Raw genomic sequence first — 15,950 nt, 5'->3', positions numbered from 1 at the left:
TTACCAGTGAGATTGTTATGCTGACCATCGTTCAAGAAGCGCTAACCTTCGATGATGTCTTATTACTTCCTGCCTACTCTACTGTTCTCCCAAAAGATGTCTCTTTAAAGACACGATTAACTCGCGGCATTCATTTAAATATCCCATTAGTTTCAGCTGCAATGGATACAGTGACTGAGTCACGTATGGCGATTGCGATGTCACAAAATGGTGGTATCGGGATTTTGCACAAAAACATGGATATTGCTGCTCAAGCTGCAGAAGTACGCCGTGTAAAGAAATTCGAAGCGGGTATGGTGAAAGACCCTATCACTGTAACGCCTGAAACTACAGTACGTGAACTGATTGCAATTACCACTGCTAATAACATTAGCGGTGTACCTGTTGTTAAAGACGGCAAGGTTGTTGGTATTGTGACAGGCCGTGATACGCGTTTTGAAACTAATTTAGAACAACCTGTTAGCAACATCATGACAGGTCAAGATCGTTTAGTAACTGTACGTGAAGGCGAGTCTAAAGAAAATATTCAAGCATTATTGCAAAAACACCGTATTGAAAAAGTCTTAGTCGTTGGTGAGAGCAACGAACTTAAAGGCTTAATTACAGTAACTGACTTCCGCAAAGCTGAAAGCTATCCAAACAGTTGTAAAGATGATCTTGGTCGTTTACGTGTTGGTGCTGCGGTAGGTACTGGTGCTGATACACCAAGTCGTGTGGAAGCATTGGTTGAAGCTGGTGTTGACGTAATTGTTGTTGATACAGCACATGGTCACTCAGCTGGTGTAATTGAACGTGTACGTTGGGTGAAACAAAACTTCCCTCAAGTACAAGTGATTGGTGGAAACATTGCAACTGGTGATGCTGCATTAGCATTATTAGATGCAGGTGCAGATGCTGTAAAAGTAGGTATTGGTCCTGGTTCTATCTGTACAACACGTATTGTGGCAGGTATTGGTATGCCACAAATTTCTGCGATTGACAGCGTTGCTAGCGCACTAAAAGATCAAATTCCTTTAATTGCAGATGGCGGTATCCGCTTTTCTGGCGATATGGCAAAAGCGATCGGTGCGGGTGCAAGCACAATCATGGTTGGTTCATTACTTGCAGGTACTGAAGAAGCGCCTGGCGAAGTTGAGTTTTTCCAAGGTCGTTACTACAAAGCATATCGTGGTATGGGCTCATTAGGTGCAATGGCGGGAGCAACTGGTTCTGCTGACCGTTATTTCCAAGATTCAAAAGCGGGTGCTGAGAAGTTAGTACCAGAAGGAATCGAAGGCCGTGTTCCATATAAAGGCCCAATGGGTAACATCGTTCATCAAATGATGGGTGGTTTACGTTCATCGATGGGTTATACCGGTTCTGCTGTGATTGAAGATCTTCGCCAAAATGCGAAATTTGTGAAAATTACTTCAGCTGGTATGTCTGAGTCACATGTTCATGATGTAACGATTACTAAAGAAGCTCCAAACTATCGTGTTGGTTAGATTTTGGTAACCAAAACAATGAAGAAAGCCGTCATTACACTGACGGCTTTTTGTTTTTGGTGTAAAGTAAATCTAACGAAAAGAAATATGGCGGAATTGCCATATATGAAGTGAGCCACCCTGAAGTGGCGTAAGAATGAGATAAGCTATGAGTTATTTTGGAACGGATGGTATTCGTGGAAAATTTGGGCAAATGCCTATTACTCCAGAGTTTGCTTTAAAACTCGGATTTGCTGCAGGGAAGGTATTAAAACGAACGAGTCCAAAAAATAAACCGCTCGTTGTATTAGGAAAAGACACTCGTTTATCTGGTTACATTTTAGAATCTGCTTTGCAGGCAGGCTTAAACGCTGCTGGCGTATATGTTCATCTACTTGGCCCATTACCAACACCAGCAATTGCACACCTTACTCGCGCTTTACATGCACATGCAGGTATTGTTATTTCTGCATCGCATAATCCATATTATGATAATGGGATTAAATTCTTTTCAAGCGAAGGTAAAAAATTACCGGATTCATTACAAGAAGAAATTAACCACGAATTAGAAAAAGATTTATTCATTGAGGACACTGCAAACTTAGGTAAAAGTGTTCGTGTAAATGATGCAAATGGTCGCTATATTGAATTCTGTAAATCTACTTTCCCTTACCACTTTGATTTAAATAATTTAAAGATTGTGTTGGACTGTGCTCATGGCGCTGCATATAGCGTCGGGCCTTCAGTTTTCCGTGAGTTAGGGGCAAAAGTTGTTGCTTTATATAATGAACCAGATGGCTTAAATATTAATGAGAGCTGTGGTTCAACACATCCTGAACACTTACAAAAAGCAGTAGTTGAGCAGGAAGCAGATTTAGGTATTGCTTTTGATGGTGATGCTGACCGCGTTGTGATGGTGGATAAGTTTGGTAACTTAATTGATGGCGACCATATTTTATATATTTTGGCGACTCAAGCTCAAAATAAGCCAGCGGGTATTGTTGGTACTGTCATGAGTAATATGGCACTTGAAGTTGCACTTGAAAAAGCAAACGTTAACTTTGTTCGTGCAAAAGTCGGTGACCGCTATGTATTACAGGCTTTAGAAGAAAATGCTTGGGTGATAGGTGGTGAACCTTCTGGTCATATTCTAACTTTAGACAAGAGTACGACTGGTGATGCCATTATCGCCGCACTTCAAGTATTAACAGTAATGGTCGAGCAAAATAAGGCTCTTCATGAATTGGTTCAAGACTTTAAATTATTCCCACAAGTACTTTTGAACGTACGTTTAGAACAAATGCTTGATCCGTATTCTATTCCGGCATTGGTTACTGAATTTGATAAAGCAGAAGCACAGCTCAAAGGCCGTGGTCGTATTTTGATTCGTAAGTCTGGAACAGAGCCTGTGATTCGTGTCATGGTTGAAGGTGATGATGAGCAAGAGGTGAAAGCTTTAGCTCAGCATTTAGCTGATTCAGTTCGTTCACAAGCACAAGTCGCATAAGGTGCCCGACATGAGTGATGTCATCAAAGATTTAAGTGAATTACGCTTAAGTTATGAGCAAGGTGAGTTGCATGAGGGGCAGGTTGAATCTAACCCTCATCAGCAGTTTCTTGGTTGGTTTAACCATGCTCTAGCAGCCAATTTGCATGAACCCTATGCAATGTCATTAGCAACTGCAAGTGCAAAGGGCAGACCTCATGTTAGAACAGTTTTGTTACGTGGGGCTACAGAAGCTGGTTATGATTTTTATACGAATTATGACAGTCAAAAAGGTATTGATTTGGCAGAAAATCCATATGCCGAATTATTATTTTACTGGCCAAGTCTAGAGCGTCAGGTTCGAGTGGGTGGTCGCGTAGTTAAAATTGCTGAGCAAGAATCTACAGATTACTATCTTAAACGACCACGTGATAGCCAGATTGCAGCGCATATCAGTACTCCCCAAAGCGGTAAAATTGAAAGCCGAGCGCTGTTACAGCAACGTTTTCAAGACTTACAACAGCAAGTTGAAAGCCGTGAAGTACTTGACAAGCCGGAGTTCTGGGGCGGTTATCGTCTGCAACCAGATTATTATGAATTCTGGCAAGGACGACCAAATCGTTTACATGACCGCTTGAGTTATGAAAAAATCGACGGTCAATGGACGCTGCACCGACTGATGCCTTAAATGACAAAAATACAAATCAAACAAAGACCTTTATTGACACGCCCTGAACAATTTCAGGGCGTGCCGCCGTTTATTGCCGAAATTTTGGCAAGGCGTGGAGTAGAATCTGAACAGGAATTAGAGCTAAAGCTTAAGAATTTATTAGCCCCGCAGCTCAAGGGACTAGAGACAGCTGTGACATTAATAGATCAAGCTATTGATGCACAGAAAAAGATTGTTATTGTCGGTGACTATGATGCTGACGGTGCAACCAGCACAGCGTTAATGGTATTGGTGCTTCGTGATATAGGAGCACAAGTCGACTATTTAGTTCCAGACCGATTTAAATACGGTTATGGGCTTACCCCCGCAATTGCAGAGCTTGCACATCAAACTTATCAACCTGATTTATTAATTACAGTTGATAATGGAATTTCCAGCCATGCTGGAGTTGATACAGCCCATGCTCTGGGCATGCAAGTTATTATTACCGATCATCACTTAACAACAAAAGAAACGCCTCTAGCAGAGGCGGTGGTGAATCCAAATCAATTAGGCTGTGATTTTCCGAGTAAGGCGCTTGCTGGTGTTGGTGTTGCATTTTATGTGTTGGCCAATTTGGCAAGTTTACGTACTAGACAAGGTAAAAGCACAAGCAAAGTCACTCAATATCTAGATTTGGTTGCTTTGGGAACTTATGCGGATGTTGCTGTATTAGATTATAACAACCGCATTTTAGTGGATGCAGGTGTGAAGCGGATTCAGCAACATCAATGTCGAGTTGGGATATTGGCACTGTTGGATATTGCTGGCCGAGAGGCGTCGTCTTTGCGTGCACAAGATCTAGGTTTTGTTTTAGGTCCGCGTATTAATGCTGCTGGGCGTATGGAGAGCATGCGCATCGGTATAGAGTGTTTATTAGCAGACTCTATTGAAACAGCTTACCCGATTGCTCAACAATTAAATCAGTTGAATATAGAGCGGCGACAAATTGAAGGAGAGATGAAGCAACAAGCTTTATCTGCTTTAGATAGTTTGCAGCTCTCAAAAGAAGATATTCCCCCAGCTCTGGTGCTCTTCGAAGAAAACTGGCATCAAGGCGTGATTGGGATTGTCGCAGGGCGTTTAAAAGAACAGTTTCATCGACCAGCTATTGTCTTTGCACCAGATGAAGATGGTGTCCATATTAAAGGATCTGCGCGTTCAATTGATGGGGTGCATATTCGAGATACGATTGAACAGGTTGCTGAACAACATCCCGAATTGGTGAGCCATTTTGGTGGACATGCAGCAGCGGCAGGTTTAACGATACGTAAAGAAAATTTTGATGCTTTTAAAACAGTGTTTACTACCTGTGTTGCAGCTATGGAAGAATCTTTGTTTCAAGCTACTTTATGGACAGATGGGGAATTACCAGCTTCGGCTTTGCAACTAGACACATTGGATTGGATTGAGCAACTTGGACCATGGGGGCAAAAATTCCCATTTCCTCAGTTTGAAGGACATTTTAAAGTTGTTGATTATCGTTGGCTTAAAGAAACACATCTAAAACTTAGATTGGCTCTTGATCAATATACTTTTGATGCGATTGCTTTTAATGCCGCTGGACGATTTGAATTTAATCCTATGCAAGATGAAGTTCATTTGGTCTATGAGATTGACCGTAATGTATTTAAGGGTAATGTAAATTTACAATTGCGTATTGTGCATTTAAACCAATAAAAAAAATCCGCTCATTTGAGCGGATTTTTTTATAAACTTCTAGGTAAGATTAGAAGCGGTAGCCTGCACGAACACCATAAGTGTTATCGTTGTCACCGAAACCAATACGACCTTCAAGACTTACTTGTTGATTCAAGAATTTTTTAGCATTAATACCAAATTCATCTTTATCAGTTAAGTCGTTATTGTAGTAATCCACACCAAGACTTAAAGTTTTATCGATGTAGTAGTCACCACGAACTTTATATTCGTCTAGGTCACCAAACGCACCGAACGCTTCAAGGTTTACGTCATGTTGACCTACTTGAGTTACGTATTTAGCACGAACTGTTGGATCAGCGCCGTCTTTACCGTCTTTCTCGTCGTAACCTTTAACACCTAGTGCAAGTAATAAACCTGGAGCTGGTAAATAACCTACTTCAGCTGCATAAGTAGTTACTTTGCTATCAATATTGGTGTTATCAATTTCACGCTCATTACGGCCTACATCACCGCTAAGGTAGAAATCTGAGTTAGGAACATAGTATTCAACACCTACGCCATACTGAGTATCTTTAGTACCGCTGTTATCGCCATAGTTGATAAGTGCGTTAACATTACTTGCACGGCTTAAAAATGCTGCTTCTGCAAGTGGAGCGTTACGAGTTTGAACAGGATTAAAGTAATAAGTCCCGTCAACACCGAATTTACTTACGCTGCTACCGTTGTCTGGATCAAGATAATTGTAAGAACCACCAACTTCAGCTTGGTAAGCGTTTGCTGCGCCACTTACTGCGAGTGCAGATAAAAGAGCTGATGCAATTGCTAGTTTTTTCATGGAATCTCTCCCCTCTAAAAAGCGATTTTATAAATGTTTTGTTACAACTTTTAGTCTAGAGGAAAATCGGGTAGCGTCAATCTTGCACAAGTAACCGCACTGTAACTATGTGCTTTTTTTGTAAATATATTTAACTTAAATATTTGATTTTAAAATATAAAGATAGAATGTTTAATTTTATTAAAATTGAGGAGATTTTGTGTAGATCATAAAAAATGCTGTAAAAGTACCCAATTTTGTATGAGGATGTTACCGGTTAAGCTTAAAATGAACTGAAGAAAATTTAGAAATTAGATGAGCGAAATATAATGAGAAATACAAAGCAGGTTCGAAGATAACCGCAGCTATGCTAAAATAATTGACTGTTTATCTGCTCTTATGGGAACACTCGCGTGGAAATTAATCCTTATCTAAACCAATTGAAAGACTTAACTGATCGTAGCCAAACACTACGGGGGTATCTTTGACTACGATCTGAAAAAAGAGCGTTTAGAAGAAGTTTTACGTGAGTTAGAAGACCCTGCGATTTGGAATGATCAAAGCCGTGCTCAGGCCATGGCGAAAGAAAAGGGCGAACTAGAAAACGTTATTAATGTATTGGATGGGTTGTCAACACAACTTGAAGATGCAAAAGCGATGTTAGATTTAGCTGTAGAAGCTGATGATGAAAGCTTGCTTGAAGATGTTCAGTCGGAGCTTAGTGCTGCTGAAGATGAACTGGCTAAACTTGAATTCCGTCGTATGTTTAGTAATCCAATGGACCCGAATCCTTGCTATGTCGAGATTCAATCAGGTTCAGGCGGTACCGAAGCACAAGACTGGGCATCTATGCTTTTACGTATGTATATGCGCTGGATTGAACGTCATGGCTTCAAAGCAGAGCTTATGGAAGTATCTGATGGCGATGTCGCTGGTATTAAATCTGCAACAATTCGTGTTGAAGGTGAATATGCCTACGGTTGGTTACGCACAGAATCAGGTGTCCACCGTTTAGTTCGTAAATCACCATTTGACAGTGGTAACCGCCGTCATACTTCATTCTCTGCGGTATTTATTTCACCAGAAGTTGATGACAATATTGAAATTGATATTAATCCTTCTGATGTTCGTACCGATACTTACCGTGCATCTGGGGCAGGTGGTCAGCATATTAACAAAACCGATTCGGCAGTACGTTTGACCCACACTCCAACAGGTATTGTGGTGGCGTGTCAGAACCAGCGTTCGCAACATGCTAACCGTGACCATGCATGGAAACAGTTACGTGCACGTTTGTATGAATTGGAAATGCAAAAACGTAATGAAGCGGCTCAAGCTCTAGAAGACTCGAAGTCTGATATTGGTTGGGGAAGCCAAATTCGTTCATATGTATTAGATGATTCACGTATTAAAGATTTACGTACGGGCGTTGAAAATTCTAATACAGGTGCTGTTCTTGATGGTGACCTTGATCGCTTTATTGAGGCGAGCTTAAAACAAGGTTTATAAGAGTCTGCTGAACTTTTAGTTTAAATACAGTTCATCTATGAATATGTAGAACTCTTGGATTTTTAGCGATTAAAACGGCAAAGCAATTCAGCCTTCGAATCTTAATCGAAAAAATGCGATATGAATATCGAAAAAAACAGATATGAATATCGAAAAAGTGCGATATGATGTTTTTGAAATGCTGAATAAAGCTTTGTTCGTTTAAAAGACGTGTTGAGCCTATGGATATTGATGCAATTAGCAAAGCCCTTTCCAATCCGCTACGTCGGCAGATTTTGCAATGGTTGAAAGAACCTGCGCATTATTTACCAGTGGAAGAGTGTGGTGGTAGTTTTGAGAAGGGTGTTTGTGCAGGTCATATTGAACGATTGGGCAAAGTAGCACAGTCTACAATGTCGAATCATTTGTCTGTTTTACAACAGGCGGGTCTGATTCAGGTCCAAAAATATGGTCAATGGTCTTATTTTTCACGTAACGAAGCTTTGATTCAGCAATATATCGAACATTTAAAACAAACACTTTAACAATATTAAAGTGTAAGTCGAGGCGACTATGGCTGAACTCAATACTCCTTTAACGGTTGGTGATTTTGAAATCAAAAATCGATTGGTAATGGCTCCATTAACGCGTGCGCGTAGTGGTGAAAGTCGAGTACCGAATGATTTAATGGTTGAATATTATCAACAGCGTGCAAATGCTGGTCTAATTTTGACTGAAGCAACAGTGATTGGTTCAAAAACTGTGGGTTATGCAGAAACTCCAGGATTATGGTCACAAGAGCAGGCACAGGCTTGGAATAAAATTATTGAGGCAGTTCATGCTCAAGGTTCAAAAATTGTAGCTCAACTTTGGCATGTTGGCCGTATTTCGCATCCTGAACTTTTAGATGGTGATATTCCTGTTGCACCAAGTGCAATTCAACCTGCGGGTGAAGTGAGCTTGTTACGTCCTAAACGTCCGTATGTAAAACCGCGTGCACTTTCATTAGAAGAAGTGAAAGAGGTTGTTGCTCAATATAAACATTCAGCAGAATTAGCTAAAGCCGCTGGTTTTGATGGTGTTGAATTACACGCAGCGAATGGTTACTTAATTGACCAGTTCCTTCAAAGTAATACGAATCAACGTGATGACGAATACGGTGGTCCTGTTGAAAACCGTGCACGTTTATTATTAGAAGTCGTTGATGCATTTATTGAAGTGTGGGGCGCTGGCCGAGTAGGGGTACATATTGCACCACGTGGCGATTCACACGATATGGGTGATGAAAACCCGTTAGCAACGTTTGGTTATGTAGTTGAACAACTAAGCCAACGTAATGTTGCTTTCATTTTCTCTCGTGAATATGAAGCTGCTGATAGTATTAGCCCTAAACTTCGCGAAAAATTTAATGGTGTATGGATTGCGAATGAGAACTTAACACCAGAGTCAGCAAAACGTATTTTGCGTGATGGTGAAGCTGACGCAGTATCTTTTGGTAAAGCATATATTGCCAACCCAGATCTTTTACAGCGTTTAGAGCAAGACTTACCTTTAAATGAACTTCAACCAACAACTTTATATGCGAAAGGTGCTGAAGGTTATACAGACTATCCAACGCTAGAAGCTTCGTAAACTTTTTGAACTGATGATTTACTGACCTCGTTCATTTATGGGCTCAGTAAATCGCTTTTCTTGTAATGGTAGAGTTTAGGTATCGAAACTCTGCCATTTTTTCTATCTATGTTATATTTTCCCCAGTTTTAAACTTTGACTATTTGAGGCAAACCGCTTGGCGACCCCATTTTGGTACAACACCGCACTCCATTTATTAAAACCTTTTTACCACTGGCGGATAAAAAAACGTGCAGAAAGCCAGGAATTATATAATCAGGAATGTCTTGAAAGATTTGGGCCGTTTGAATCTCCGAAAAATGTGAGAGCAATTTGGTTCCATGCTGTTTCGGTTGGAGAAACCAATGCTGCGCAGCCTTTAATCGAGCATTATCTTAAACTCGGTCAACCTGTGTTAGTTACTAATACGACTAAAACTGGGCAGGCGCGTGCCAAATCATTATTTTTAAAAGCGCCGTATTTAGATTTATTTCAAGCAGTTTATTTGCCTGTTGATCAAAAGCACCTTTTAAAACAATTTTTTGAGTTGTATCAGCCGAAACTTTTAGCATTAGTAGAAACTGAACTTTGGCCAAATTTAATTGATCAAGCCAAGCTACAACAGGTTCCTTGTTTATTGTTAAATGCGCGGTTATCAGAAAAATCAGCTAAAGGTTATAGTCGAGTCTCAGGTTTAACAGCAGGAATGCTCAATCAAATTGACTGGGTATTAGCACAAGATAATGCTACTCGCCAACGCTATGTCGAGCTTGGTTTAGATCAACAAAAAAGTCAGGTAGTTGGGAATATTAAATTTGATATTCACGCACCAGAAGCATTTATAAATCAGGCAGCAAAGTTACACCAGCTATGGTATTTGGGACAACGTAAAGTACTGACAATTGCCAGTACACATGCACCCGAAGAACAACAAATTTTGCAAGCACTTCAGCCTTATTTAAAGTCAGATCCAGAGTTAGTTTGTATTGTCGTACCTCGACATCCTGAACGTTTCGATGAAGTATTTGAAATTTGCCAAAACCTAGATTTAATTACTCACCGTAGAAGCTTGAACCAAAGTATTCATACGAGTACACAGGTTTATCTGGCTGATAGTATGGGAGAGCTTTGGTTATGGTACGCCTTAAGTCAGGTGTGTTTTGTAGGTGGTTCTTTAAATGAGCCGGGTGGTGGACATAATATTTTAGAGCCTATGGTTTTGAATGTACCGACTGTCATTGGACCTCGTTACTTTAATTTCCAAACCATTGTCGATGAATTCATTGACGAAAATGGTGTGCTCATTGCTCAAGACGCTGAGCAAGTTGTGGCAATCTGGATGGCATGTTTAGCTGAACCTGATCAGGCTCAACAAGTGGTGGAACAAGCGCATAAAGTCTTACAACGTAACCAAGGTTCATTGCAAAAACATATTGGCGTAATTAATCGGTATTTGGCCGACAAACCATGAATATCGTTTTACTAGAGCCTGAAGATATTCAGTCAGACACGTGGTTAATTCACTCAAAGCGCCAATTACAACATTTACGTGAACATCTTGATATTACGGTTGGCCAGAATCTAAAAGTTGGTGTTCGTAATGGCGCACGTTATACCACTGAAATTATTTCGATTAACGAGCAAGAAGTTTGTATACGACCTATTAGTGAAGAAGCTGTCCCTGCAAAAATTCCGGTTCATTTAATTGTGGCTTTACCAAGACCCAAAGTTTTACGCCGTTTAATCATGGACAGTGTGACTTTAGGGGTTGAAAGAATTAGTTTGATTCATAGTTATCGGGTAGATAAAAGCTATTGGCAAACTCCATTTTTTCAACAACTCGATAACTATGTGACTTTAGGACTTGAGCAAGCAGGTGACACGATTGTTCCTGAAATTCACATGTACAAACGCTTTAAACCTTTTGTTGAAGACGTTTTGCCAAGCTTGATCTCGAAAGAAAAACCAGCCTATGTGGCTCACCCTTATGCCGAGCAGAGCATGCCAGTGAATATTCCACATGCTTGTAGTGTAGTCGTTGGGCCTGAAGGTGGCTTTATTCCCTATGAAATTGATTTGCTCACAAAAAACGGCTGCCAAGCTGTGAGCTTAGGCAACCGTATTTTAAGAACTGAAACGTCTATTTCTTATATTTTAGGTCGGCTCTTTAGTTGATGCTTCAGGGTTTAAAAGTGGCTGATTTGCGGCCATTTTTAATTCCTGAATTGGGTAAGGAATATTAATTCCGTTCGCATTAAAAGCTTGTTTGACCTGAGCTTGAATGGTGCTCGTAGATGACGAAATATCAGTTTCAGTCGTATCAACCCACCAGCGTACAGTTAGGTTAACCGAGAAATCTGCTAACGCTGTAACGTTAACCGAGAAGGCTGGCTGACTAAGTACATTTCGATCATTGTTAAGAATATCTAAAATAATCTGCTTGGCTTTTTGTTCATCGTCGTCATATCCAATACCGACTACAAACTCACAGCGTCGTTGTTGATAAGCTGTATTTACAGTTAAAGCACTCGTATAAACAGTTGCGTTTGGAATAACAATGCGACGGCCATCTGGCGAGCGTAAGAATGTTGCACGAATTTGAATATCTTCAACAGTTCCTTCAAGCGAATTTACAACAATGGAATCGCCAATGCGGAATGGTTCGCTTAATAAGATTAAGATGCCTGACAGTAAATTTTGAAAGATATCTTTAAATGCAAAACCAATAGCGACAGAACCAATTCCAAGAGCACTCATGAGTTGCCCTGGTGTAAACCCTGGAATCATGATGACGAGTGCAATTAAGAAACCAAAAAATAGAATTGTCGTGCTGCCTACACGGTTTAAGACCAAAACTAGGTTTTGGCGTGTGTAAGAGCGGTTTTCTAAGGTTTTACGAACAAAGAACTTAAATAATTTGGTCAGTAGCCAAAAAATAATAAAAACGATAATCGCAATACATATATAAGGCACACGTTCCCAAAAGCTATCCACGATTTTGTCGATAGTGGTATAGGCATCATGATACTTTTCAGTATGGGCTAAAACCGTTTGAGTGGTTTTAGTGCCCGCTTCTTGCAAAAGTTCGCCTGTATTTTTTGCGACATCCGTTAAGGATTTTTGTTCATCAGCCACGGCAAGTCTCAATTAAAAAAAATTTATGAAAGCGATTTTCGGCTTTCATCATAGTAGGAGATAAAATGTGCGCCTACTATAATGAGTTCATCCAAATAATAAAGTGTTTTTTAATTAAAAGTATTCCGTTCCTTTTTGTAAGATTTGTGTCGGTGTTTCTAAGGTATCAGTCCCTGAGAAATAATAAAAAATTCCTGCTGTTGAAATAAGGCTAATTAAAATAGCGACTAAAATAAGCCAAGCCATCAGTTTTTCTATAAACGTTGCTGGTCGAACAGGACCATATTCGTTGGGACCTGCTGTACCTGAGGCAAGCAGTAAATAAATCATAAAAAAGAACTGAACAACTGGAATGAACAATAGCAGTCCCATCCAGCCACTCTTATTTAGATCGTGCAAGCGTCGAACAACGAGTACAATATTTAAATAAATCAGAAACAGCGAAAAAGCCCAGACTACTAAAGCACTGGCTCCAGAAAGAGAGCTATAAAATTCAAAATTAAATAAATTGCTTGAAAGCTGAAAACTTCCAAGAAATGAAGCCAAAATGAAATAGCCCAAGAGGGTGACTAAATAAATCAGTCCATAACCACCTAAATAGCTCATGCGATTAAAGCGCCCATGAATTGAAAACGGACTATCTTTAAAAGGGAGCTGAGGTGGGCGTGAGGAGCTTGTTTGGGCAAACATATTATTTTATTCCTGTGTTGCGTATGAGAGACAAAATAATCTTTGTTGATGATCAAAACCATCAAATCTTGAAAAAATTATAAAAGTAAAAGCTATAGACAAATGTTTTAAATCAACTTAATTTTATAAAAATGTTCATAATTTCGTGTGCTTGAGTAAGTGGTTAATATATGACCAAAGTCGCATTGTCTAGGCTTTGAAACAGTCATCATACTGAAAAGGCATACAAATAAGATCCAGTAAAATAATAGCCACAGTCTCGAGATGGGATGCACAAGATCAAGGAAGTTGCGTATGAATGAGATCTATCCAGTACCAGAGGAATTTAAAAAGACAGCTCGTACTGTTGAAGCAGACTACTTTAAACGTTATCAACACTCTATCGAGAACCCAGATGAATTCTGGGCAGAGCAAGCTAAAATTGTCGATTGGATAAAGCCATTTACCCAAGTTAAAAATACGAGTTTTGACAAAGACAATTTCAAAATTGAATGGTTTGCTGATGGTGAGTTGAACGTATCAGCAAACTGCCTAGACAGGCATCTTAAAGAACATCCTCATAAACCAGCAATTATTTGGGAAGGTGACCATCCTTCTCGTCATAAAATCGTTTCTTATAAAGAATTACACGACGAAGTCTGCCGCTTTGCCAACGTTTTAAAGAAATATGGTATTGGTAAAGGCGACCGTGTTGTGTTGTATATGCCGATGGTCACTGAGGCTGCAATTGCGATGTTGGCCTGTGCCCGTATTGGTGCTGTTCACTGCGTGGTGTTTGGTGGGTTCTCACCAGACTCTTTAGCAAGCCGTATTGAAGATAGCCAAGCTAAACTGGTGATTACCGCGGACTCAAGCCTACGTGCCGGAAAACTATTACCACTCAAAGAAAATGTCGATTTGGCTCTAGAATTGCCGGGTACAGAGTGCGTTGAAAATGTAGTTGTGGTTTACCGTAATGCGAACCCGATTGAAATGAAGCCGGGACGTGATTTGTGGTATCACCTCATTATTATGGAAGTGGATGCCAACTGTCCTCCAGAACCGATGAAGGCTGAAGACCCATTATTTATTCTCTATACCTCGGGCTCGACAGGTAAACCTAAAGGTGTTTTGCATACCACAGGTGGTTATTTAGTCTATGTAACAAGTACCTTTAAAGAGGTCTTTGATCTAAAACAAGATGATGTGTACTGGTGTACGGCCGATGTAGGCTGGATTACAGGACATAGTTATTTGATCTATGGCCCACTTGCAAATGGAACTACGACTTTAATGTTTGAGGGTGTCCCTCAATATCCAACATGGGCACGTCTTGGTCATGTGGTCGATAAGCACAAAGTCTCTATTTTATATACGGCCCCAACCGCAATTCGCGCGATGATGCGAGAAGGGGATTCATTTGTACGTGAAAGTAACCGTAGCAGCCTGCGTTTACTTGGTTCGGTCGGTGAGCCTATTAACCCCGAAGCTTGGAATTGGTACTACAACGTTGTTGGTGAAGGCCGCTGTCCGATTGTTGATACATGGTGGCAAACCGAAACAGGCGGTATTTTGATTGCTCCATTGCCGGGTGCAACAGCTTTAAAACCAGGTTCGGCAACACGTCCGTTATTTGGTATTCAACCTGCGATTGTAGATGGTGAAGGCAATGAGCTAGAAGGTGCGGCTGAAGGTAATCTTGTGATTAAAGATTCATGGCCGGGCCAGATGCGTACCATTTGGGGCGATCCTGATCGCTTTATTGAAGCGTATTTCTCGACCTTTAAAAATACCTACTTTACGGGTGATGGTGCTCGCCGTGATGAACATGGTTATTACTGGATCACAGGTCGAGTTGATGATGTCTTGAACGTTTCAGGCCACCGTCTGGGTACTGCTGAAATTGAAAGTGCTCTTGTTTCGCATGAGTCAGTAGCAGAAGCAGCCGTGGTAGGTATGCCACATGATATTAAAGGACAAGGTATTTGTACTTTTGTGACTCTACAAGCGGGTGTTCAAGAGTCGGAAGAACTGCGTAAAGAGTTAATTAATTGGGTGCGTAAAGTACTTGGACCTGTGGCTTCACCTGATGCACTACATTGGGCACCAGCATTACCTAAAACCCGATCTGGTAAAATCATGCGCCGTATTTTAAGAAAAATTGCAGCAAATGAGCTTGATAGTTTGGGTGATACTTCAACTTTGGCTGAGCCTGCCGTGGTAGATCAGTTAATTGAAACTGTTTATCCTGATAAACAAAACTAATTTTAAAAAAGCCCCATCTGGGGCTTTTTTATTGGGCTTTATTTAAGAATTTCCTAAAAAGTCAGCAGTATTTTGTACATTTGCAAATGTACTAAGCGCAGTTAAAAAAGCGGTTTGTACGTCTTCAGCTTTTACAATTTTTCCGTCATAGCTTAAATTACGAGTTGCGGTTGCATCTGCAATTAAGATCGGTTGATAGCCCAGTTCTTTGGCTGCGCGTGTACCTGAATCAATACACATGTGTGTCATCATGCCTGTAATCACGAGTTGCTCAATTTGATGTGTTTTTAAAAGTTCATCTAAATCGGTTTCTAAAAAACTATTTGGATAGTGCTTTGTTACGATTAATGAATCACTTCCAGTACTGAGTTCAGGGTGAAGTAAAACTCCATCTGTATTTTCTTGGAAGAAACTCGCTTGTGGCGGGTTAATATGTTGCACATAAATGATTGGCAAGTTTTTCTCGCTAAAATATTGTTCGAGTTGTTTTATTTTTTCTAGTGCTTGCTCTGGTCCAACCAATTCCATTTTGCCATTTTTAAAATAATCATTTTGTACATCGATAATTAATAGTGCTTGTTTCATGAGATCACTCTTGTTGATATGAGATAAAACAAGATTATTCTCTGCCAGTAAAATCGGCTATAG

The 15,950-nt window shown here is 40.2% G+C and carries 14 protein-coding genes; 10 read left to right on the top strand and 4 right to left on the bottom strand.

Translation table 11 applies throughout. The features are described 5' to 3' along the window. The first annotated feature begins 17 nt into the window (after positions 1–17). The 4 genes from guaB to recJ all read left to right on the top strand — a co-directional run bounded on the left by guaB (position 18) and on the right by recJ (position 5,338). On the top strand, positions 18–1,484 hold the full coding sequence (guaB, locus tag ACS604_RS08835) for an IMP dehydrogenase (RefSeq protein ID WP_004790042.1): 1,467 nt from the start codon (positions 18–20) through the stop codon (positions 1,482–1,484). 148 nt (positions 1,485–1,632) lie between these two features. Then, positions 1,633–2,970, top strand: coding sequence for a phosphoglucosamine mutase (glmM, locus tag ACS604_RS08830; protein WP_440203230.1), 1,338 nt, complete (start codon positions 1,633–1,635; stop codon positions 2,968–2,970). Positions 2,971–2,980: 10 nt separating this feature from the next. Further along, positions 2,981–3,637, top strand: a complete 657-nt coding sequence (pdxH, locus tag ACS604_RS08825) for a pyridoxamine 5'-phosphate oxidase (RefSeq protein WP_312821264.1) — start codon at positions 2,981–2,983, stop codon at positions 3,635–3,637. Continuing rightward, the gene (gene recJ / locus ACS604_RS08820; protein ID WP_474771300.1) at positions 3,638–5,338 is read left to right on the top strand and encodes a single-stranded-DNA-specific exonuclease RecJ; all 1,701 of its coding nucleotides are present in this window, start codon (positions 3,638–3,640) and stop codon (positions 5,336–5,338) included. A 49-nt stretch (positions 5,339–5,387) separates the two neighbouring features. Here the strand turns inward: recJ and ACS604_RS08815 are convergent, their stop codons facing one another. Beyond that, positions 5,388–6,155: a putative porin gene (locus ACS604_RS08815; protein ID WP_004790036.1), complete on the bottom strand. Its 768-nt coding sequence runs from the start codon at positions 6,153–6,155 to the stop codon at positions 5,388–5,390. A 392-nt stretch (positions 6,156–6,547) separates the two neighbouring features. Between ACS604_RS08815 and prfB the strand changes: the two genes are divergently transcribed. The 5 genes from prfB (at position 6,548) to ACS604_RS08790 (ending at position 11,408) form a co-directional block, all read left to right on the top strand. Further along, a protein-coding gene (gene prfB / locus ACS604_RS08810; protein WP_107880456.1) for a peptide chain release factor 2 occupies positions 6,548–7,643 on the top strand; the annotation gives its coding sequence in 2 pieces (ribosomal slippage) (positions 6,548–6,619 and positions 6,621–7,643; 1,095 coding nt in all). 221 nt (positions 7,644–7,864) lie between these two features. Further along, a complete protein-coding gene (locus tag ACS604_RS08805; protein WP_002121891.1) occupies positions 7,865–8,167 on the top strand; it encodes an ArsR/SmtB family transcription factor in 303 nt (100 codons plus the stop codon). A gap of 28 nt (positions 8,168–8,195) precedes the next feature. After that, on the top strand, positions 8,196–9,254 hold the full coding sequence (locus ACS604_RS08800) for an alkene reductase (RefSeq protein ID WP_151963772.1): 1,059 nt from the start codon (positions 8,196–8,198) through the stop codon (positions 9,252–9,254). A gap of 157 nt (positions 9,255–9,411) precedes the next feature. Beyond that, positions 9,412–10,704, top strand: coding sequence for a 3-deoxy-D-manno-octulosonic acid transferase (locus ACS604_RS08795; protein ID WP_474771297.1), 1,293 nt, complete (start codon positions 9,412–9,414; stop codon positions 10,702–10,704). Next, the gene (locus ACS604_RS08790) at positions 10,701–11,408 is read left to right on the top strand and encodes a 16S rRNA (uracil(1498)-N(3))-methyltransferase (protein ID WP_474771295.1); all 708 of its coding nucleotides are present in this window, start codon (positions 10,701–10,703) and stop codon (positions 11,406–11,408) included. Before ACS604_RS08795 ends, ACS604_RS08790 begins: the two co-directional genes overlap by 4 nt. Here the strand turns inward: ACS604_RS08790 and ACS604_RS08785 are convergent. Next, positions 11,388–12,368: a mechanosensitive ion channel family protein gene (locus ACS604_RS08785; RefSeq protein ID WP_474771293.1), complete on the bottom strand. Its 981-nt coding sequence runs from the start codon at positions 12,366–12,368 to the stop codon at positions 11,388–11,390. The two genes, ACS604_RS08790 and ACS604_RS08785, sit on opposite strands and share 21 nt — an antisense overlap. A 114-nt stretch (positions 12,369–12,482) precedes the next feature. Beyond that, positions 12,483–13,058 (bottom strand): DUF805 domain-containing protein, encoded by a 576-nt coding sequence (locus ACS604_RS08780; RefSeq protein ID WP_151963775.1) that lies wholly within the window; start codon positions 13,056–13,058, stop codon positions 12,483–12,485. 294 nt (positions 13,059–13,352) lie between these two features. Between ACS604_RS08780 and acs the strand changes: the two genes are divergently transcribed. Beyond that, positions 13,353–15,302, top strand: coding sequence for an acetate--CoA ligase (gene acs / locus ACS604_RS08775; RefSeq protein WP_474771291.1), 1,950 nt, complete (start codon positions 13,353–13,355; stop codon positions 15,300–15,302). A 42-nt stretch (positions 15,303–15,344) separates the two neighbouring features. Here the strand turns inward: acs and ACS604_RS08770 are convergent, their stop codons facing one another. After that, a complete protein-coding gene (locus ACS604_RS08770) occupies positions 15,345–15,887 on the bottom strand; it encodes a cysteine hydrolase family protein (protein WP_238612265.1) in 543 nt (180 codons plus the stop codon). Positions 15,888–15,950: the final 63 nt, after the last annotated feature.

Source organism: Acinetobacter sp. Li1LvA2 (assembly GCF_056156705.1).
Note: the sequence above shows the minus strand (reverse complement) of the source record. Positions and strands in the feature narration are given on the sequence as shown.

Coding starts and splice junctions, on each gene's coding strand:
- guaB (WP_004790042.1), top strand. CDS start 18: ATGCTGACCATCGTTCAAGAAGCGCTAACCTTCGATGATGTCTTATTA.
- glmM (WP_440203230.1), top strand. CDS start 1,633: ATGAGTTATTTTGGAACGGATGGTATTCGTGGAAAATTTGGGCAAATG.
- pdxH (WP_312821264.1), top strand. CDS start 2,981: ATGAGTGATGTCATCAAAGATTTAAGTGAATTACGCTTAAGTTATGAG.
- recJ (WP_474771300.1), top strand. CDS start 3,638: ATGACAAAAATACAAATCAAACAAAGACCTTTATTGACACGCCCTGAA.
- ACS604_RS08815 (WP_004790036.1), bottom strand. CDS start 6,155: ATGAAAAAACTAGCAATTGCATCAGCTCTTTTATCTGCACTCGCAGTA.
- ACS604_RS08805 (WP_002121891.1), top strand. CDS start 7,865: ATGGATATTGATGCAATTAGCAAAGCCCTTTCCAATCCGCTACGTCGG.
- ACS604_RS08800 (WP_151963772.1), top strand. CDS start 8,196: ATGGCTGAACTCAATACTCCTTTAACGGTTGGTGATTTTGAAATCAAA.
- ACS604_RS08790 (WP_474771295.1), top strand. CDS start 10,701: ATGAATATCGTTTTACTAGAGCCTGAAGATATTCAGTCAGACACGTGG.
- ACS604_RS08780 (WP_151963775.1), bottom strand. CDS start 13,058: ATGTTTGCCCAAACAAGCTCCTCACGCCCACCTCAGCTCCCTTTTAAA.
- acs (WP_474771291.1), top strand. CDS start 13,353: ATGAATGAGATCTATCCAGTACCAGAGGAATTTAAAAAGACAGCTCGT.
- ACS604_RS08770 (WP_238612265.1), bottom strand. CDS start 15,887: ATGAAACAAGCACTATTAATTATCGATGTACAAAATGATTATTTTAAA.